General features: G+C 68.5%; 30 protein-coding genes. 3 read left to right on the forward strand and 27 right to left on the reverse strand.

The window, feature by feature from the left end:
* Positions 1-555 (forward strand): hypothetical protein (locus E1281_RS40015; RefSeq protein WP_165958816.1); only part of this gene is annotated, 555 nt, incomplete at its 5' end.
* A 66-nt stretch (positions 556-621) separates the two neighbouring features.
* Here the strand turns inward: E1281_RS40015 and truA are convergent.
* The 8 genes from truA to infA form a co-directional block, all read right to left on the reverse strand.
* Positions 622-1,527: a tRNA pseudouridine(38-40) synthase TruA gene (gene truA, locus E1281_RS07270; RefSeq protein ID WP_207943158.1), complete on the reverse strand. Its 906-nt coding sequence runs from the start codon at positions 1,525-1,527 to the stop codon at positions 622-624.
* 210 nt (positions 1,528-1,737) lie between these two features.
* Complete coding sequence (gene rplQ / locus E1281_RS07275) at positions 1,738-2,241, reverse strand: 50S ribosomal protein L17 (RefSeq protein WP_131876378.1); 504 nt, start codon at positions 2,239-2,241, stop codon at positions 1,738-1,740.
* A 107-nt stretch (positions 2,242-2,348) separates the two neighbouring features.
* Positions 2,349-3,362 carry a DNA-directed RNA polymerase subunit alpha gene (locus E1281_RS07280; protein ID WP_131876379.1) on the reverse strand — a complete coding sequence of 338 codons (1,014 nt, stop codon included), beginning with the start codon at positions 3,360-3,362 and terminating at the stop codon, positions 2,349-2,351.
* Between the two features lie 103 nt (positions 3,363-3,465).
* Positions 3,466-4,092, reverse strand: coding sequence for a 30S ribosomal protein S4 (rpsD, locus tag E1281_RS07285; protein ID WP_131876380.1), 627 nt, complete (start codon positions 4,090-4,092; stop codon positions 3,466-3,468).
* 20 nt (positions 4,093-4,112) lie between these two features.
* The gene (gene rpsK, locus E1281_RS07290) at positions 4,113-4,514 is read right to left on the reverse strand and encodes a 30S ribosomal protein S11 (protein WP_021596710.1); all 402 of its coding nucleotides are present in this window, start codon (positions 4,512-4,514) and stop codon (positions 4,113-4,115) included.
* A gap of 61 nt (positions 4,515-4,575) precedes the next feature.
* Positions 4,576-4,956, reverse strand: a complete 381-nt coding sequence (rpsM, locus tag E1281_RS07295; RefSeq protein WP_131876381.1) for a 30S ribosomal protein S13 — start codon at positions 4,954-4,956, stop codon at positions 4,576-4,578.
* Between the two features lie 186 nt (positions 4,957-5,142).
* Positions 5,143-5,256 (reverse strand): 50S ribosomal protein L36, encoded by a 114-nt coding sequence (gene rpmJ / locus E1281_RS07300; protein WP_131876382.1) that lies wholly within the window; start codon positions 5,254-5,256, stop codon positions 5,143-5,145.
* A gap of 71 nt (positions 5,257-5,327) precedes the next feature.
* Positions 5,328-5,549, reverse strand: a complete 222-nt coding sequence (infA, locus tag E1281_RS07305; protein ID WP_034519601.1) for a translation initiation factor IF-1 — start codon at positions 5,547-5,549, stop codon at positions 5,328-5,330.
* A 264-nt stretch (positions 5,550-5,813) separates the two neighbouring features.
* Here infA and E1281_RS07310 point away from each other — a divergent pair, with 264 nt between their 5' ends.
* Positions 5,814-6,425: a hypothetical protein gene (locus E1281_RS07310; RefSeq protein ID WP_131876383.1), complete on the forward strand. Its 612-nt coding sequence runs from the start codon at positions 5,814-5,816 to the stop codon at positions 6,423-6,425.
* Positions 6,426-6,549: 124 nt separating this feature from the next.
* Positions 6,550-7,365: a phosphodiesterase gene (locus E1281_RS07315; RefSeq protein WP_131876384.1), complete on the forward strand. Its 816-nt coding sequence runs from the start codon at positions 6,550-6,552 to the stop codon at positions 7,363-7,365.
* 14 nt (positions 7,366-7,379) lie between these two features.
* Here the strand turns inward: E1281_RS07315 and E1281_RS07320 are convergent, their stop codons facing one another.
* The 19 genes from E1281_RS07320 to rplV all read right to left on the reverse strand — a co-directional run bounded on the left by E1281_RS07320 (position 7,380) and on the right by rplV (position 17,554).
* Entirely contained in the window at positions 7,380-7,829 is a 450-nt protein-coding gene (locus E1281_RS07320; protein WP_131876385.1) for a DUF1707 domain-containing protein, read from the reverse strand.
* A gap of 109 nt (positions 7,830-7,938) precedes the next feature.
* Entirely contained in the window at positions 7,939-8,748 is an 810-nt protein-coding gene (map, locus tag E1281_RS07325) for a type I methionyl aminopeptidase (protein WP_131876386.1), read from the reverse strand.
* A 114-nt stretch (positions 8,749-8,862) separates the two neighbouring features.
* Entirely contained in the window at positions 8,863-9,513 is a 651-nt protein-coding gene (locus tag E1281_RS07330) for an adenylate kinase (RefSeq protein ID WP_131876387.1), read from the reverse strand.
* Positions 9,513-10,808 carry a preprotein translocase subunit SecY gene (gene secY, locus E1281_RS07335; protein ID WP_131876427.1) on the reverse strand — a complete coding sequence of 432 codons (1,296 nt, stop codon included), beginning with the start codon at positions 10,806-10,808 and terminating at the stop codon, positions 9,513-9,515. Before secY ends, E1281_RS07330 begins: the two co-directional genes overlap by 1 nt.
* Positions 10,809-11,037: 229 nt before the next feature.
* Positions 11,038-11,526, reverse strand: coding sequence for a 50S ribosomal protein L15 (rplO, locus tag E1281_RS07340; RefSeq protein WP_131876388.1), 489 nt, complete (start codon positions 11,524-11,526; stop codon positions 11,038-11,040).
* A gap of 1 nt (position 11,527) precedes the next feature.
* Positions 11,528-11,710 carry a 50S ribosomal protein L30 gene (gene rpmD, locus E1281_RS07345; RefSeq protein WP_131876389.1) on the reverse strand — a complete coding sequence of 61 codons (183 nt, stop codon included), beginning with the start codon at positions 11,708-11,710 and terminating at the stop codon, positions 11,528-11,530.
* Positions 11,707-12,330: a 30S ribosomal protein S5 gene (gene rpsE / locus E1281_RS07350; RefSeq protein ID WP_131876390.1), complete on the reverse strand. Its 624-nt coding sequence runs from the start codon at positions 12,328-12,330 to the stop codon at positions 11,707-11,709. The genes rpmD and rpsE overlap by 4 nt, the downstream gene beginning before the upstream one ends.
* Before the next feature lie 31 nt (positions 12,331-12,361).
* The gene (gene rplR, locus E1281_RS07355; RefSeq protein WP_131876391.1) at positions 12,362-12,748 is read right to left on the reverse strand and encodes a 50S ribosomal protein L18; all 387 of its coding nucleotides are present in this window, start codon (positions 12,746-12,748) and stop codon (positions 12,362-12,364) included.
* Between the two features lie 2 nt (positions 12,749-12,750).
* A complete protein-coding gene (gene rplF, locus E1281_RS07360) occupies positions 12,751-13,287 on the reverse strand; it encodes a 50S ribosomal protein L6 (RefSeq protein ID WP_131876392.1) in 537 nt (178 codons plus the stop codon).
* 17 nt (positions 13,288-13,304) lie between these two features.
* Positions 13,305-13,703: a 30S ribosomal protein S8 gene (gene rpsH, locus E1281_RS07365; protein WP_131876393.1), complete on the reverse strand. Its 399-nt coding sequence runs from the start codon at positions 13,701-13,703 to the stop codon at positions 13,305-13,307.
* Positions 13,704-13,847: 144 nt separating this feature from the next.
* Positions 13,848-14,033 carry a type Z 30S ribosomal protein S14 gene (locus tag E1281_RS07370; RefSeq protein WP_131876394.1) on the reverse strand — a complete coding sequence of 62 codons (186 nt, stop codon included), beginning with the start codon at positions 14,031-14,033 and terminating at the stop codon, positions 13,848-13,850.
* Between the two features lie 4 nt (positions 14,034-14,037).
* Complete coding sequence (gene rplE / locus E1281_RS07375) at positions 14,038-14,613, reverse strand: 50S ribosomal protein L5 (RefSeq protein ID WP_131876395.1); 576 nt, start codon at positions 14,611-14,613, stop codon at positions 14,038-14,040.
* A gap of 5 nt (positions 14,614-14,618) precedes the next feature.
* The gene (gene rplX / locus E1281_RS07380) at positions 14,619-14,927 is read right to left on the reverse strand and encodes a 50S ribosomal protein L24 (RefSeq protein WP_131876396.1); all 309 of its coding nucleotides are present in this window, start codon (positions 14,925-14,927) and stop codon (positions 14,619-14,621) included.
* Complete coding sequence (rplN, locus tag E1281_RS07385; protein ID WP_131876397.1) at positions 14,927-15,295, reverse strand: 50S ribosomal protein L14; 369 nt, start codon at positions 15,293-15,295, stop codon at positions 14,927-14,929. Before rplN ends, rplX begins: the two co-directional genes overlap by 1 nt.
* A 71-nt stretch (positions 15,296-15,366) precedes the next feature.
* A complete protein-coding gene (gene rpsQ / locus E1281_RS07390; RefSeq protein ID WP_131876398.1) occupies positions 15,367-15,648 on the reverse strand; it encodes a 30S ribosomal protein S17 in 282 nt (93 codons plus the stop codon).
* Complete coding sequence (gene rpmC, locus E1281_RS07395) at positions 15,645-15,884, reverse strand: 50S ribosomal protein L29 (protein ID WP_131876399.1); 240 nt, start codon at positions 15,882-15,884, stop codon at positions 15,645-15,647. Before rpmC ends, rpsQ begins: the two co-directional genes overlap by 4 nt.
* Positions 15,884-16,303 (reverse strand): 50S ribosomal protein L16, encoded by a 420-nt coding sequence (gene rplP / locus E1281_RS07400; protein WP_131876400.1) that lies wholly within the window; start codon positions 16,301-16,303, stop codon positions 15,884-15,886. Before rplP ends, rpmC begins: the two co-directional genes overlap by 1 nt.
* 7 nt (positions 16,304-16,310) lie before the next feature.
* Positions 16,311-17,171 (reverse strand): 30S ribosomal protein S3, encoded by an 861-nt coding sequence (gene rpsC, locus E1281_RS07405; RefSeq protein ID WP_131876401.1) that lies wholly within the window; start codon positions 17,169-17,171, stop codon positions 16,311-16,313.
* A complete protein-coding gene (gene rplV / locus E1281_RS07410) occupies positions 17,171-17,554 on the reverse strand; it encodes a 50S ribosomal protein L22 (protein ID WP_131876402.1) in 384 nt (127 codons plus the stop codon). The genes rpsC and rplV overlap by 1 nt, the downstream gene beginning before the upstream one ends.

Below are 17,554 nucleotides of genomic sequence, written 5' to 3' on the forward strand. Positions count from 1 at the left end.
CCGGCCAACCCGTCGCCCGGCAACGGCGGACCGCCGTCGCGCATCGACAGCGAGCGCACCGACCCGCAGCCGATCGCGTTCCGCGAGGTGTTCCCCACCGAGGCCATCACGCTCGGCGGACGCACCTTCACCCGCGACCGCTGGTCGCTCAACCGGGACCCGTCGTACGCGGCCAGGGGCTCGATGCTCCAGACCCTGCGGCAGGAGAGGTGCCGCAAGATCGTCCGTGCCACCTTCATCCACCGGGCCAGCTCGCTGGCCGTCACGTCCGGGCTCGCGGTCATGCCGACGAAGGAGGCCGCGCTCACGGTGAGCCAGGCCGGTGACCCCGGCAATTACGAGTGGTTCCGCGGCATGGGCGGCAAGCACACCCCGAACCTCGACCGGGCCGGCGGGTACGCCGCGACCACGGTCCGCGGCCGGTACGTCGCCTACGCGTACGTGCAGTGGGCGAACGGCAAGGAGGCCCTGCCCGGCGACCCCGTGATCAAGCAGGCGGCCCGCCAGTTCCTGGACTACGACCTGCGCGCGGTCAAGGCCCGCGCCAAGAACTGACCCGCCCCCCGCGTTGAGTTGCGGCGTGTTGTTATGGCGCGTTCCATAACAACAACACGCCGCAAGTCAACGGAGTTCGTCGCTCTGGGAAGGCTCCTGCTGGGGCGGCTCGTCGGCCCGCTCCATCGCGGCGGCCGCGGCGGCGGCGTTGAGGGTGCGGACGCGCCGGGTCTCCTGGGCGCGCCTGGCCAGGCTCTCGGAGCCCGGGTAGCGAATCTCCTCCAGCGACAGGCCGTGGGCGGCCGCCACATTCACGCCTGAGTCGCGTACACGGGCGGCGAGCACCTGCGCGGGCCACTCGACCTCGCGCCGCCCGTCCCCGACCATCAGCAGCGCCCCGACGAGCGCGCGGACCATCGAATGGCAGAACGCGTCCGCCTCCACGGTCGCGAGAGCGAGGTACGGGTCGCGGTCGTCGCGGGCCCAGTCGTAGCGCAGCAGCTCCCGGATCGTCGTCGCGCCCTCCCGCTTGCGGCAGTACGCGGCGAAGTCGGCCTCCCCCACCAGACGCCCGGCGGCGTCGTTCATCCGATCCAGGCTCAGCGGCCGCGGATGCCACAGCACGTCGTGGCGGCGCAGCGGCTCCACGCCGACGGGGTTGTCGCACACCCGGTACACGTAGCGGCGCGACAGCGCCGAGAAGCGGGCGTCGAAGCCCTCCGGCGCGACCGAGACGCGCCACACCCGCACATCCGGCGGCAGCAGCCCCGCGAGGCGGCGCGGCATCGTGCCGTTGATCGCCGAGTAGGCCGCGACCGGCACCACCAGATGGGCGACCTGTCCCCGGGCGTGGACGCCGGCGTCCGTGCGGCCGGCGACGGTGAGCATGGGCGGTGGATCCAGGCGCAGCATGCGCGCCAGCGCGTCCTCGATGACGCCCTGGACGGTCCGCTGGTTCGGCTGTCTCGCCCAGCCCGCGAAGCCCGACCCGTCGTAGGAGATATCGAGCCGGAGTCGTACCAGTGCGGTCATGTCAGCCGGATTGTCCCTCTGCAACGTCCGTCCGTTCCCCCCGATGAGCCAGTTCATCGGGCACCTTTCTGACACGCTCCCCCGGCGATCGTCGCCCCCCTGCCATGACCATGAGATCAAGTCTGGCAAAGATCAAGGCCCGCCGTCCCGTTCGGAACGGCGGGCCCTAACGAAGATCGAGCAAACGCTCGGCCAGGTCACGCGGGCGGATTACTCCTTGTCGCCCTTGGACTCGGTGGCCTCGGCGCTGTCCTCGGCCTCAGCCTCGGGCTCGGCCTTGCTGAGGGTGACGTCGCCCTCGGCGGGCACGTCCTCCTCGCTGACCTTCGGCGCCGCCTTGGCGGTGGCGGCCGGCATCGGCTCCTGCACCAGTTCGATGACCGCCATGGGGGCGTTGTCGCCCTTGCGGGGGCCGATCTTGGTGATGCGGGTGTAGCCGCCGGGACGGCCCTCGAAGCTCGGCGCGATCTCGGTGAAGAGCTCGTGGACGACGCCCTTGTCGCGGATCGTCCTGGCCACCAGGCGGCGGTTGTGCAGGTCGCCCTTCTTCGCCTTGGTGATCAGCTTCTCCGCCAGCGGACGCACCCGGCGGGCCTTGGCCTCGGTGGTGGTGATCCGGCCGTGCTCGAACAGCGCCGTCGCCAGGTTCGCCAGGATCAGCTTCTGGTGCGCCGGGCTGCCGCCGAAGCGGGTGCCCTTGGTGGGCTTGGGCATGGTGCTTCCTTCCTGCGCCGGCCGTACCAGGTACCGGCGTCAGCTGGTTCCGGACGGCCGGGGAACGCGTCTGTGAACACGGGCCCCGGCCGCCGGAATCGGGATTGTCAGTACTGCTCGGTCTCGGCGTAGCCCTGGTCGTCGTCGACGTAGGCGTCCGCCGCCGCGCTCGGGTCGAACCCGGGCGGGGAGTCCTTGAGGGACAGGCCCATGTCGTTGAGCTTCTGCTTGACCTCTTCGATCGACTTGGCGCCGAAATTCCTTATATCGAGGAGGTCCTGCTCGCTGCGCGCGACGAGCTCGCCCACGGAGTGGATGCCCTCGCGCTTGAGGCAGTTGTAGGAGCGGACGGTGAGGTTCAGCTCCTCGATCGGCAGGGCCAGGTCCGCGGCGAGCGCGGCGTCCGTCGGGGACGGGCCCATGTCGATGCCCTCGGCCTCGACGTTGAGCTCCCGGGCGAGGCCGAACAGCTCCACGAGGGTCTTGCCGGCGGAGGCGACCGCGTCGCGCGGCAGCATCGCCTGCTTGGTCTCCACGTCCAGGATGAGGCGGTCGAAGTCGGTGCGCTGCTCGACTCGGGTCGCCTCGACCTTGTAGGTGACCTTCAGCACGGGCGAGTAGATGGAGTCGATCGGGATCCGGCCGATCTCCTGGCCCGGCTGCTTGTTCTGCGCGGCGGAGACGTAGCCGCGGCCGCGCTCGACCGTCAGCTCCATCTCCAGCTTGGCCTTGTTGTTCAGCGTGGCGATGCGCAGGTCCGGGTTGTGGACCTCGACACCGGCCGGCGGCGCGATGTCGGCCGCGGTCACCTCGCCCGGGCCCTGCTTGCGCAGGTACATCACGACGGGCTCGTCGTGCTCGGACGAGACCACCAGCTCCTTGAGGTTCAGGATGATGTCGGTGACATCCTCCTTGACCCCGGGGACGGTGCTGAACTCGTGCAGCACGCCCTCGATCCGGATGCTGGTGACGGCCGCGCCGGGAATCGAGGAGAGCAGGGTGCGGCGGAGCGAGTTGCCGATCGTGTAGCCGAAGCCCGGCTCCAGCGGCTCGATGGTGAACCGCGACCGGTACTCGTCGACCTGCTCCTCGGTGAGAGTCGGACGCTGAGCGATGAGCATGGTGCTGCCTTCTTTCCGCGGTGCCCGCTATTTGACTACCGCGTTCTCGAGTGTTCCCCGAACCGCCGGGATCCCACGCGGGGACCCCGGCGGACGTTGAGCCCTACTTGGAGTAGAGCTCGACGATCAGCTGCTCCTGGACGGGAGCGTCGATCTGCTGCCGGACCGGCATCGAGTGCACGAAGATCCGCATCTTCTCGCCGTCCACCCCGAGCCACGCCGGGACGGGACGGTCGCCGACCTCGGCCTTGGCGACCTGGAACGGCGTCGACTCCAGCGACTTGGGCTTGACGTCGACGATGTCGGCCTCGCTCACGAGGGCCGACGGGATGTTGACCTTCTTGCCGTTGACCCGGATGTGGCCGTGGCGGATGAGCTGGCGGGCCATGTCGCGGGACTTGGCGAAGCCCCCGCGGTAGACCACGTTGTCGAGCCGGCGCTCCAGCAGCGTGAGCAGGTTGTCACCCGTCTTGCCCTGCTGGCGGTTCGCCTCGACGTAGTAGTTGTGGAACTGCCGCTCCAGCACGCCGTAGATGCGCCGCGCCTTCTGCTTCTCACGAAGCTGCAGCAGGTACTCGGTCTCCTTCGGCCGGCCGCGACCGTGCTCACCCGGAGGGTAGGGACGGATCTCGATCGGGCACTTGGGGCCCTCGCACTTGCTGCCCTTGAGGAACAGCTTCATCTTCTCGCGGCGGCAGAGCTTGCAGTCCGCACCGGTGTAACGAGCCATTGTTCTAGATCTCCCCTGCCTCAGACCCGCCGGCGCTTGGGCGGGCGGCAGCCGTTGTGCGGAACGGGCGTGACGTCCTGGATCGAGCCCACCTCGAGGCCGGTCGCCTGAAGCGAGCGGATGGCGGTCTCGCGGCCCGAGCCCGGGCCCTTCACGAAGACGTCGACCTTGCGCATGCCGTGCTCCATCGCGCGCCGGGCGGCGGCCTCGGCGGCCTGCTGCGCGGCGAACGGGGTGGACTTGCGCGAGCCCTTGAAGCCGACGTGGCCCGAGGAGGCCCAGGAGATCACGTTGCCGTTGGGGTCGGTGATCGAAACGATCGTGTTGTTGAACGTGCTCTTGATGTGGGCGTGCCCGTGAGCGACGTTCTTCTTCTCTTTGCGGCGCACCTTCTTGGCGCCGACACGGCTCTTAGGAGGCATCTGCTCTCTCTACTCTTGAGGTCATCGATCCGGTGACGGCCCCGCTCGGGGACCGCGCGGACTACTTCTTGCCGACCTTCTTCTTGCCGGCCACGGTCTTCTTCTTGCCCTTGCGGGTCCGCGCGTTGGTCTGCGTGCGCTGACCGTGCACGGGGAGCCCGCGGCGGTGCCGGATGCCCTGGTAGCACCCGATCTCGATCTTGCGGCGAATGTCCGCCTGGACCTCGCGGCGAAGATCACCCTCGATCTTGTAGTTCGTCTCGATCCAGTCGCGAAGCTTGATGATCTCTTCGTCGCCGATCTGGTGGACGCGCATGTCGCCGCTGATCCCGGTGCCCTCAAGGGTCTCCAGCGCCCGCGTGCGGCCGATGCCGAAGATGTAGGTGAGAGCGACCTCCAGGCGCTTGTCGCGCGGGAGGTCAACGCCGATGAGGCGTGCCATCGTGGGCAGTTCCCTTCATTTCGCGGAGGTATGGACGCATCGCCTCCGCACACACCCTGCCCGGGTGGCGGCCTCGGCCTCCGGCGGTCCGAGGGTGGTCCTCCACACGACGGTGCCGTACGTCCTTACCAAGGACGTACGGCCGCGTTGAAGGCTGCGATGCGCTTGCTGTTGTGCGGGCTGGCGTCAGCCCTGGCGCTGCTTGTGGCGCGGGTCGGAGCAGATCACCATGACCCGGCCGTGCCGGCGGATGACGCGGCACTTGCTGCAGATCTTCTTGACGCTCGGCTTGACCTTCACTGGGTCTCCTAGGGATCAGGGTCACCCCCGCGCCGCCACGCACGGGGAAGGCAACCCCAGTGGGATGGGATTTACTTGTAGCGGTAGACGATCCGACCGCGCGTGAGGTCGTAGGGGCTCAACTCCACAACGACGCGGTCGTCCGGCAGGATCCGGATGTAGTGCATCCGCATCTTGCCGCTGATGTGGGCGAGCACCTTGTGCCCGTTGTCGAGCTCCACCTTGAACATGGCGTTCGGGAGGGACTCGATGACGGTGCCCTCGATCTCGATGGCCCCTTCTTTCTTGGGCATGTCCTCCGCGCTTCACTGGTCGGGTCATTGGACTCGGCCCGGCTCCCCCGAGGAGAATCGGCCGCAACCCACCGCCACGACACACGAAGCGTCCGGAACAGGGAATCACGCGGCCGACGACGGACCGACAAAGGAGTCTACGTCAACCGGTCGCCCAATGCGAAATCAACGCATGATACGGGTGGGGAGACGACTCCCGACCCAAGCATACATCGCCGGGGACGTTGTACCTTTCGGGGAGAGATACGTTCGAGGAGGATCAGCATGCCGAGCTATGACTTCGCGCTGATCCTCAGCCGTCCCCTGTACGAAGACGAACTGGACCCGCTGTTCGACCGCACGCACGGCGCGGTCACGGTGTCGATCATCAGCAGGCCCGAGCACGACGACCGTCCTCCAGCCCCCACCCGCCGCCATCCAAACGACGAGCCCCGCTCGGAAGCCCGTCTGGGCAACGCGTCCTGCTCCTGGTCCGGCGGCACACTCGCCGCGGCGATCATGGAGGTGATGGAGCATGTCGAGTCCAGCGCGCCCGGCCTGCACATCCTCCGGGTCGAGGCCGACCCGCTGCTGACGATCCGCGACATCGCCGAGCGGGTGGGACGATCCCTGGACTCGGTCCGGCACGCGATCACCGGCTCCCGCGGCGTCACCGGCTTCCCGTCCTCGGAGATGTCGACCGCCGGCCACCGGCTGTGGCGCTGGTCCAAGGTCGCCGCCTGGTACGGCATCGACGACCCCCAGCTCATCGAGGCCGGGCCGACCGTCCAGGCGATCAACGGCTGGCTCGCCCTCCGCGACGTGGTCCCCGACGTGGCTCCCGCGCCCGAGGAGGTCACCTCGGCGTTGTCCCTGGTCATCCCGCACGTCGCCTGACGGCCGCGGCCCGCGGTCGGACGGTGCGGCCGGCGGGCACGAAGATCGTCTCGGCGGCCGGGGGCGCCGACCGGGCGCCTCGCCCGCGGGTCCATGATGGTGATTGGGCAAGGGGAGGGGATCGATGGCGATCATCGCGCAGCTGAGCGACATCCACCTCGCGGCCGGCCGCGACGGGCGGGTCGACGACGGTTCCGGGCCGGTCCGCGCCCTGCGGGCCGCCGTGTCGAGCCTGCTCTCCCTGCCCGCGCGCCCGGACGCCGTCGTCCTCACCGGAGACCTCGCCGACGGCGGGCTGTCCGCGGAGTACGCGCGGCTGCACGCGCTGCTGTCGCCGCTGCCGATGCCCGTCTACCCGATGCCCGGCAACCACGACGACCGCGACGAGATGCGGAAGGCCTTCAAGGACCACCCCGCCGTGGCGGGGATCGGGGGCGCGCCGCAGTCCCCCGTCCAGTACGCGGTCGACGTGGCGGGCGTCCGGCTCGTCTGCTGCGACACCACCGTGGACGGTCATCCGCACGGGCACATGAGCGAGGACCGGCTCGCCTGGCTCGACCGGACGCTCCGCGACGCCCCCGACACCCCGACCGTCGTCGCGACCCATCACCCGACTTTCCCGATCGGCATCCGGTTCATCGACGACATGCGGTTCGTCGACCCCGCCGGATTCGCCTCCGTGATCTCCAGGCACCGCCAGGTGGTCCGGGTGATCTCCGGCCACGTCCACCGCGGCTCGGTCGGCTCGCTCGCGGGGACCGTGTGCACCACCTGCCCCAGCACCTACCGTCAGCTGTTCCTCGACCTGACCCAGCCGGGCCGCGCCGCGGTCACCGGGGAACCCGCGGGGTTCGCCATCCACCTCGTCGGGCGGGACGGCACGGCCACGACGCACTTCGTCCCGACCGGCAACTACCGGCCGCTGATGGACGTGGAGTAAGCGCCGGAGGCGGGTCAGCAGCCGCTTCTGCGGCCGCCGAAGAGGGTGCCGATCAGCAGCATCGCGCCCCACGGGCCCGCGACCCAGATCCACCACGGGTACACCCAGCCCGTCGAGAGCGCGATGATCAGCCAGATCGTGAAGTTGATCCCGCTGACCGACGCCCACGCGGCCCACATCGTGCGGTTGCCGGTGACGTCCAGGCCGCTCCGCGTCGCGGCCCTGACCGGCGACTCGGTGCTCTTCGGCTGCGTCGCCGGGACGGGAAGCTGGTAGAGGTCCTCCTCCGGCAGGTCCGCGGTGACCTCCTCGAGCTGCCCGAGCGTCTTGGCCTCGTAGACCGCTTCCAGCCGCTCGTGCAGTTCGTCCATCGTGATCCGGCCCTCGCCGCAGTGGTCCCGCAGGCTCGCCGCCACCCGGTCACGGTCGGCGTCCGACGCCCGCATGTCAGGGTTCGGCGCCATCGTTCCTCCAGTCAGCGAGAAGCATCACTTCCCATTATGGGCGGAGGAAAGCCCCAAGCGCCCCCCTCGGCGGGTGTCCCGTCCGTCTGCGAGGACCCCCGGCGGACGCCTACTCTCCGAGCTTCCCGAACCACTCCCGGCCCTCGTCCAGGGCCGTCAGGACGCGGGGGCCGTCGGGCGTGACCGCGAACGTGTGCTCGAAGTGCGCCGAGGAACGCCCGTCCAGGGTGACGACCGTCCAGCCGTCCGCCAGTTCCACGGTCTGCTTCGTGCCGAGGTTCACCATGGGCTCGACCGCGAAGCACATCCCCGGCTCCAGGACGGGTCCGTGCCCCGGCTCGCCGTGGTTGGGGATGAGCGGGTCCATGTGCATCTCGGTCCCGATGCCGTGCCCGCCGTAGCCCTCGACGATGCCGTAGGCGCCCTGAAAGCGAATGTAAGCCTCGATCGCGTGCGACATGTCCGTGAGCCTGGCTCCGGCCGTTCCAGCCGCGAGACCGTGCCACAGGGACGTCTCGGTGACCTCCAGGAGCCGCCGCAGCTCCGCGGTGATCTCCCCGACCGGGACGGTGATCGCCGCGTCGCCGTGCCAGCCCTCCACGATCGCGCCGCAGTCGATGGAGATGACGTCGCCGTCGCGCAGCACCTTCCCGCCGTCCGGGATGCCGTGCACGATCTCCTCGTTGACCGACGCGCAGATCGTCCCCGTGAAGCCGTAGTAGCCCTTGAAGGACGGGACGCCGCCGTGGTCGCGGATGTGCCGCTCGGCGATCGTGTCGAGGTCCAGGGTCGTGATCCCCGGCTTGACCGCCTCCCGCAGCACCTCCAGCGTCCGGCCGACCAGGAGCCCGGCCGCGCGCATCAGCTCGATCTGCTCCGCGGTCTTCATCTGGATCGCGGGCCTGCGCCGTCTAAACATGTCTTCTCCGTGAACGGGACCGCCGGGACCGCTCAACGCGGCCCCGGCGGGCGGGTGCGGGGACGCCCTCCACGGCGTCCCCGCTTCCAACGTCACTCCCCAGCGGCCCCTGGGTCACTTCTCCAGCGGACGGAGGGCGGCCAAGGCGCGCTTGGTGACCTCCTCGACCGGGCCCGTCGCGTCTATGCCGACGAGGATGTGCTCGTCGGCATAGAACTGCACCAGCGGGGCCGTGTCCTGCTTGTAGACCTCAAGGCGGTGCATGACGACCTCTTCCTTGTCGTCGTCACGCTGGAACAGGTGCCCGCCGCAGTCGTCGCAGATGTCGTCCTGCTTGTCGTCGAAGTCGACGTGCCAGATGCGGCCGCAGCGGTCGCAGGTACGCCGGCCCGACAGCCGCCGGACGACCTCGTCCTCGTCGACCACCAGCTCCAGGACCATGTCGAGGCGGGCGTCCCACTCGGCGAGGATCTTCTTCAGCGTCTCCGCCTGGGGGACGTTGCGCGGGAAGCCGTCCAGCAGGAACCCGTCGCGCGCATCGTCCTCCCCGAGCCGGTCGCGGACCATCGCGATCGTGACCTCGTCGGGCACCAGGTCGCCGCGGTCCATGTACTGCTTGGCCTTCCGGCCGAGCTCGGTGCCGCCGCTCACGTTGGCGCGGAAGATGTCACCTGTCGAGATCTTCGGGATGGACAGATGAGATGCGATGAACTGGGCCTGCGTCCCCTTGCCCGCTCCAGGGGGGCCCACCAGGACGATACGCACTACCGCAGGAAACCCTCGTAGTTGCGCTGCTGCAGCTGACTTTCGATCTGCTTCACGGTATCCAGTCCGACGCCGACGATGATGAGGATGCTCGCGCCACCGAAGGGGAACTCCTGGGTCGCGTTCAGGAGTGCGAACGCCACCATCGGAATCAGCGACACGAGCCCCAGGTACAGGGCACCGGGTGTGGTGATCCGGGTCAGCACGTAGTCGAGGTATTCGGCAGTCGGCCGACCAGGGCGGATACCTGGGATGAATCCACCATACTTCTTCATGTTGTCGGCAACTTCAGTGGGGTTGAACGTGATCGCCACGTAGAAGTAGGTGAAGAAGATGATGAAGGCGAAGTAGACCGCCATGTGCCAGGCGTTGTCCTGCTGGAGGTAGGGCTGGACCTTCTGCAGCCACTTGGTGTCGGGCCACAGCTGGGTCGCCAGAACCGGCAGGTAGAGCAGCGAGGACGCGAAGATGATCGGGATGATGCCGGCCTGGTTCACCTTCAGCGGGATGTAGGTCGAGGTGCCGCCGTACATGCGGCGGCCGACCATCCGCTTGGCGTACTGGACGGGGATGCGCCGCTGGGCCTGCTCGACGAACACGACACCGGCCATGATCGCCAGGCCGACGATCAGCACCACCGCGAAGACGAAGCCGCCCTTGGCCTTGAAGATGCTCCAGAACTGGGCGGGGAAGACCGCCACCACCTGCGTGAAGATCAGCAGCGACATGCCGTTGCCGACACCCCGGTCGGTGATCAGCTCGCCCAGCCACATGATGACCGTCGTGCCGGCCACCATGATGATCACCATCGTGATGATCGGGAAGAGACCCGTCTCGTACAGGATGTCGTCCGAACCGGAGACACCCTGGAACAGCTGCCCCGTGCTCGCCATCGCGACGATGCCGGTGGCCTGGAGGATCGCCAACCCGACCGTCAGGTAACGGGTGTACTGGGTGATCTTCGTCGTGCCGGACTGGCCCTCCTTCTTCAGGGCCTCGAGTCGCGGGATCACCACCGTCAGCAGCTGAAGGATGATGCTCGCCGTGATGTAGGGCATGATGCCCAACGCGAAGATCGAAAGTCTCAGCAGCGCACCGCCGCTGAACAGGTCGACCAGGCCGTAGAGCTGGTTGCCCTCCTTGGCCGCGTCGGCGGTCTGCTTCAACACCTCCACGTTCACGTTCGGCGTCGGAAAGACCGAGCCGAGCCTGAAGATCAAGATGATGAACAACGTGAAGAGCAGTTTTTTACGCAGGTCAGGCGTACGGAAAGCCCGAGCGAACGCGGTCAGCACCATTCCTCCTGCGTGACTGGCGAGTTCATGGCCGCCGAGGGGCCGGTTACAGGTCCATGATTTCGGGCGGAGGATACCCGCTGAGATACCGGAGTGCGGAATCTCACCCGGATCGCCTTCGCCCGTGTGACTCTAACAGCAGATGCGACCGGGGCCGTCCCGCCCGGCGCGGGGGCCTCCCGGCCCCCGGCGCAAGGCGAACACGGCCCCGGCATCGAAGGTGTCCCTCTTACAGCTCGTCCGCGGTTCCACCGGCAGCGGCGATCTTCTCCTTGGCGGAACCGGAGAAGGCGTGCACCTTCACCTGGACCGCGACGGAGATGTCGCCGGTGCCGAGGACCTTGACCGGACGGCCGCGGCGCACCGCGCCCCTCGCCGCAAGGTCCTCCGCCGTCACCTCGCCGCCCTCGGGGTAGAGCTCGGCGAGCCTGTCCAGGTTCACCACCTGGAACTCGACCCGGTTCGGGTTCTTGAAGCCCTTCAGCTTCGGAACCCGGCGGATCAGCGGCATCTGGCCGCCCTCGAACCCCACGGGGACGGTGCTGCGGGCCTTGGTGCCCTTGGTGCCGCGACCGGCCGTCTTGCCCTTGGACGCCTCGCCGCGGCCCTTGCGGGTCTTGCGGCGGTTGGCGCCGGGGGCCGGACGCAGGTCGTGCACCTTGAGCGGGGTGCCCTCGGTCTCGGTGGCGTCGTCCTTCTTACCGAGATCAGCCGCCATGTCAGTCGACCTCCTCGACGGTGACCAGGTGCGACACCGTCCGGATCATGCCGAGCACCTCCGGGCGGTCCTCCCGGACCACGCTCTGCCCGATCTTCTTCAGACCGAGGGTGCGCAGCGTGTCACGCTGGTTCTGCTTCTCGCTGATCACCGACTTCGTCTGCGTGATCTTCAGATTGCTCATGTGTTCGCGACCTCCGGCCTCGGCTCGCTGCCCGCGGCGCGGGCCCGCAGCATCGCGGCCGGCGCGACGTCCTCGATCGGCAGGCCGCGCTTGGCCGCGATCTCCTCGGGACGCTTGAGCGCCTTCAGGCCCGCGATCGTCGCGTGCACGATGTTGATCGCGTTGTCGCTGCCGAGCGACTTGCTCAGCACGTCCTGGATGCCGGCGGCCTCCAGCACCGCGCGCACCGGGCCACCCGCGATCACACCGGTACCGGGGCTCGCCGGACGCAGCAGGACCTCGCCCGCCGCATCCCGCGCCTGCACCAGGTGCGGGATGGTGCCCTGGATCCGCGGCACCTTGAAGAAGTGCTTCTTGGCCTCCTCGACGCCCTTGGCGATCGCCGCGGGCACCTCCTTGGCCTTGCCGTAGCCGACGCCGACGGTGCCGTTGCCGTCACCGACGATCACCAGGGCGGTGAAGCTGAAGCGACGCCCGCCCTTGACGACCTTGGCGACACGGTTGATCGCCACGACCTTCTCGATGTACGACTGGCCCTTGTCGGCGCCACCGCGGCGGTCGTCGCGGCGGTCGCGACGGTCGCCACCCTGACCGCCGCCACGCCTCTGCGCTGCCATCAGTGGTTCCTCTCGTTAGCCATATCCCGGGGCATCAGACTTCCAGGCCCCCTTCGCGCGCACCGTCCGCGACGGCGGCGATGCGGCCGTGGTACTTGTTGCCGCCGCGGTCGAACACGACCGCGGACACCCCGGCGTCCTGGGCCCGCCGGGCGACGAGCTCGCCGACCTTGCGGGACTTGGCGGTCTTGTCGCCGGAGTCGGCGCGCAGGTCCGCCTCCATCGTCGACGCGCTGGCCAGCGTGTGGCCCTTGTCGTCGTCGATGACCTGGACGAACACGTGCCGGCTGGAGCGGGTCACGACCAGGCGGGGACGCACGGCGGTGCCGAGGACCCTCTTGCGCACCCGCAGGTGCCGGCGCCTGCGGGAAAGGGCACGACGGCTCGTGGCCTTGCCGGCGAGGCTCTTGGTGCCTGCCATGGTTACTTACCAGCCTTTCCGACCTTGCGGCGGACGTACTCACCCTCGTACCGCACGCCCTTGCCCTTGTAGGGGTCGGGCTTGCGCAGCTTGCGGATGTTGGCGGCGACCTCGCCGACCTTCTGCTTGTCGATGCCCTCGACGACCAGCTGGGTCGGCCGCTCCACCGTGAAGCTGATCCCCTCGGGGGGCTCGACGGTGATCGTGTGGCTGTACCCGAGCGAGAACTCCAGGTTCTGGCCCTTGGCCACCACACGGTAACCGACGCCCTGGATGACCAGGGTCTTCTTGTAGCCGTCGGTGACCCCGACGACCATGTTGTTGATGAGCGTCCGCGTGAGCCCGTGCAGGCCGCGCACCTTGTTGATGTCGTTCGGCCGGGTCACGGTCAGGGTGCCGTCCTCCATCTGAACCTCGATGGGCTCGGCGATGGTGTGCGACAGCGTGCCCTTCGGCCCCTTGACGGTGACCTCGCGGCCGTCGATGTCGACCTCGACACCGCTGGGCACGGTGATGGGGTGACGTCCGATTCGAGACATTTTCTAGAGCCCTCCCCTCACCAGACGTAGGCGAGGACTTCGCCGCCCACGCCGCGCTTGCCCGCCTGCCGGTCGGTCATCAGGCCGGAGGACGTCGAGATGATCGCGACGCCCAGCCCGCCGAGGACCCTGGGCAGGTTGTCCTTCTTCGCGTACACGCGCAGACCCGGCTTCGAGACGCGCTTGATCCCGGCGATCGAGCGCTCCCGGGTCGGGCCGAACTTCAGCTCGATGTTGAGCTTCTTGCCGACCTCGGCGTCCTCCACGCTCCAGCCGGTGATGTAGCCCTCCTGCTGGAGAATCTCGGCGATGTGCGCCTTGATCTTCGAGTACGGCATCGCCACCTGGTCGTGATACGCCGAATTCGCGTTCCGCAGACGCGTCAGCATGTCTGCGATCGGGTCGGTCATCGTCATGGCCTGCTGGCCCTCCTCGCCGCGGTTTCCTCGGGTCGATGGAACCCGTGGACCTTCGGCGCGGTCATGGGCACCTCACGGGTGCCCGGTCGGTCATTACTGGCCGGAGCCCGCTCCCCGGGAAAACCCTCCCCGGGGACGCGGTCACCAGCTGGACTTGGTGATGCCAGGCAGCTCGCCGCGGTGGGCCATCTCCCGGAAGCAGACGCGGCACAGGCCGAACTTCCGGTAGACCGAGCGCGGACGCCCGCAGCGCGAGCAGCGAGTGTACCCGCGCACACCGAACTTCGGCTTCCGCGCCGCCTTGGCGATCAGCGACTTCTTCGCCATGTGCTCAGCTCTCCTTGAAGGGGAAGCCCAGGAGCTTGAGCAGCGCCCGGCCCTCATCGTCGTTCTTCGCGGTCGTCACGACCGTGATGTCCATGCCCCGCTGCCGGTCGACCTTGTCCGGGTCGACCTCGTGGAACATGACCTGCTCGGTCAGCCCGAAGGTGTAGTTGCCGTTGCCGTCGAACTGCTTCGGCGACAGGCCGCGGAAGTCACGGATACGGGGCAGCGCGGTCGCGAGCAGCCGGTCCAGGAACTCCCACATCCGGTCGCCGCGCAGCGTGGCGTGCGCGCCGATCGGCATGCCCTCGCGCAGCTTGAACTGCGCGATGGACTTCTTGGCCCGGTTCACGGTCGGCTTCTGGCCGGTGATCAGCGACAGGTCGCGGATCGCGCCGTCGATCAGCTTGGCGTCCTTGGCCGCGTCGCCGACGCCCATGTTGACCACGATCTTGGTCAGCGTGGGGATCTGCATGACGTTGGCGTAGCCGAACTGCTCGCGCATCTGCCCCGCGATCTCCTCGCGGTAGCGGAGCTTCAGCCTCGGCGCCGGGACGGGACGCTCGGTTGCGGTCTCGGTCATCGGTCTCAGATCTCCTTACCGCTACGGCGCGAGATCCGAACCTTCGTGCCGTCATCGTTGATGCGGTAACCGACCCGTACCGGCTTGCCGTCCTCCACGATGGCGACGTTGCTGACGTGCAGCGGCGCCTCCATCGTGATGCGGCCGCTCTCGGCGCCGGCGCGCTGCTGGTCGGCCTTGATGTTCTTGGTCATGAGGTTGACGCCCTCGACGACGACGCGCTCCCGGCGCGGGTAGACGCGCAGGACCTTGCCCGTCGCGCCCTTGTCCTTGCCGGCGAGAACGATGACCTCGTCACCCTTGCGGATCTTCATCAGAGCACCTCCGGCGCGAGCGAGATGATGCGCATGAACTTCTTCTCGCGCAGTTCACGGCCCACCGGGCCGAAGATTCGGGTGCCGCGGGGGTCGCCGCCGTCCTTGATGAGCACGGCCGCGTTCTCGTCGAAGCGGATGTAGGAGCCGTCCGGGCGCCTGCGCTCCTTGCGGGTGCGCACGATGACGGCCTTGACGATGTCACCCTTCTTCACGCCCGCGGCGGGAAGGGCGTCCTTCACCGTCGCGACGATGATGTCGCCGACTCCCGCGTAGCGCCTACCCGAGCCGCCGAGAACCCGGATGCAAAGGATCTCCTTCGCACCCGTGTTGTCGGCGACCTTGAGTCGCGACTCCTGCTGAATCACGTTGACTCCTGTTCGTCACACCGGTTCTGATCGCCCGCGGGAGCGGGTGATCAGCCTGGTGGAACCAGTAATTACTTGGCCTTCTCGAGGATCTCGACCACGCGCCACCGCTTGGTGGCCGACAGCGGACGGGTCTCCATGAGACGGACGCGGTCGCCGACGCCACACTCGTTGGCCTCGTCGTGCGCCTTGTAGTTCTTCGTGCGGCGGATCACCTTGTGGTACCGGCGGTGGGTCACGCGGTCCTCGACGGACACGACCACGGTCTTGTCCATCTTGTCGCTGACCACGAGCCCCTCAAGGATCTTGCGGGAGGCCCGCTTGTCCGCCTGCTCGGTCGTCTGCTCGGTCATTCGTCTTCCTCCGCGGCGTCCTCGACCGTGATGATGCCGAGCTCGCGCTCCCGCATCACGGTGTAGATGCGGGCGATCTCGCGCTTCACGGTGCGCAGCCGCCCGTAGCTCTCAAGCTGGCCGGTCGCGGCCTGGAAGCGGAGGTTGAACAGCTCCTCCTTGGCCTCCTTGAGCTTGGTGACCAGGACGTCCTCGGTCTCGGTCCGCAGGTCATCGGCCGTCAGTCCCTTGGCCATCAGCCCTCACCCACTTCCCGCTTAACGATCTTGCACTTCATTGGAAGCTTGTGGATCGCGCGCATCAGCGCGGCCCGGGCGATCTCCTCGTTGGGGTAGGAGAGCTCGAACATCACGCGTCCCGGCTTGACGTTGGCCACCCACCACTCGACCGACCCCTTGCCGGAACCCATGCGGGTCTCGGCGGGCTTCTTGGTCAGCGGACGGTCCGGGAAGATGTTGATCCACACCTTGCCGCCACGCTTGATGTGCCGGGTCATCGCGATACGCGCGGCCTCGATCTGCCGGTTGGTCACGTACGCGCCCTCGACGGCCTGGATGCCGTACTCACCGAACGTCACCCGCGTGCCGCCCTTGGCCATACCGCGGCGCTTCGGGTGGTGCTGCTTGCGGTGCTTGACCTTGCGAGGGATCAGCATGGGTTACTCAGCTCCCCTCACCCTGCGGAGCAGCCTCGGCCGTCTGCGCCGGCTGCTCGGAACTCTGCTGCTGCTTCGGCGCGGAACCGCCGCGCTCGCCGCCACCGCGCTCACCGCCGCGGCCACCACGGCCACCACGGCCGCCGCCACCGCGACGCTCGCCACCGCGACGCTCACGGCCGCCACCGCCACCGCCACCGGCGGCGCGCTGCTGTGCGGCCTGCTGCTCCCGCTCGGCGCGGGTCGAGGCGGCCTCGCCCTTGTAGATCCACACCTTCACGCCGATGCGGCCGAACGTCGTACGGGCCTCGTAGAAGCCGTAGTCGATGTCGGCGCGCAGCGTGTGCAGCGGGACCTGGCCCTCGCGGTAGAACTCCGACCGCGACATCTCGGCGCCGCCGAGACGGCCGCCGCACTGCACCTTGATGCCCTTGGCGCCCGACTTCATCGCCGACTGGATCGCCTTGCGCATGGCGCGGCGGAACGCGACCCGGCTGGACAGCTGCTCGGCCACGCCCTGCGCGACGAGCTGCGCGTCGATCTCGGGGTTCTTCACCTCGAGGATGTTCAGCCGGACCTGCTTGCCGGTCAGCTTCTCCAGGTCGCCCCGGAGGCGCTCGGCCTCCGCGCCGCGGCGGCCGATGACGATGCCCGGCCGGGCGGTGTGGATGTTGACCTCGACACGGTCACGGGTCCGCTCGATGTTCACCTTGGAGATGCCCGCCCGGTCCATGCCCTTCTGCAGCATGCGCCGGATCTGGACGTCTTCCTTGACGTAGTCCTTGTAGAGCTTGTCGGCGAACCACACGGACTTGTGGTCGGTGGTGATGCCGAGCCGGAACCCGTGCGGGTTGATCTTCTGACCCACTACCGGGCCCTCCTCGTCTTCTTACCGCCGCCGGCCGCCGCGCTGGCCTCGTCCCGCGACTCCACGACCACGGTGATGTGGCTCGTGCGCTTGTTGATGCGGTACGCCCGGCCCTGGGCGCGGGGACGGAAACGCTTCAGCGTCGGCCCCTCGTCCACCCACGCACGGCTCACGACGAGCGTGTCCGAGTCGAGCTTGAAATTGTGTTCGGCGTTGGCGATGGCACTCGCCAGCACCTTGCCCACAGGCTCACTCGCAGCCTGGGGGGCGAACCGCAGCACCGCCCGCGCCTCCGCGGCAGGCAGGCCGCGGATGAGGTCCACCACGCGGCGGGCCTTCATGGGCGTGACGCGGACGAACCGCGCCTGGGCCCTGGCTTCCAT

Source organism: Actinomadura sp. KC345 (assembly GCF_004348515.1).
Taxonomy (GTDB): Bacteria; Actinomycetota; Actinomycetes; order Streptosporangiales; family Streptosporangiaceae; genus Spirillospora.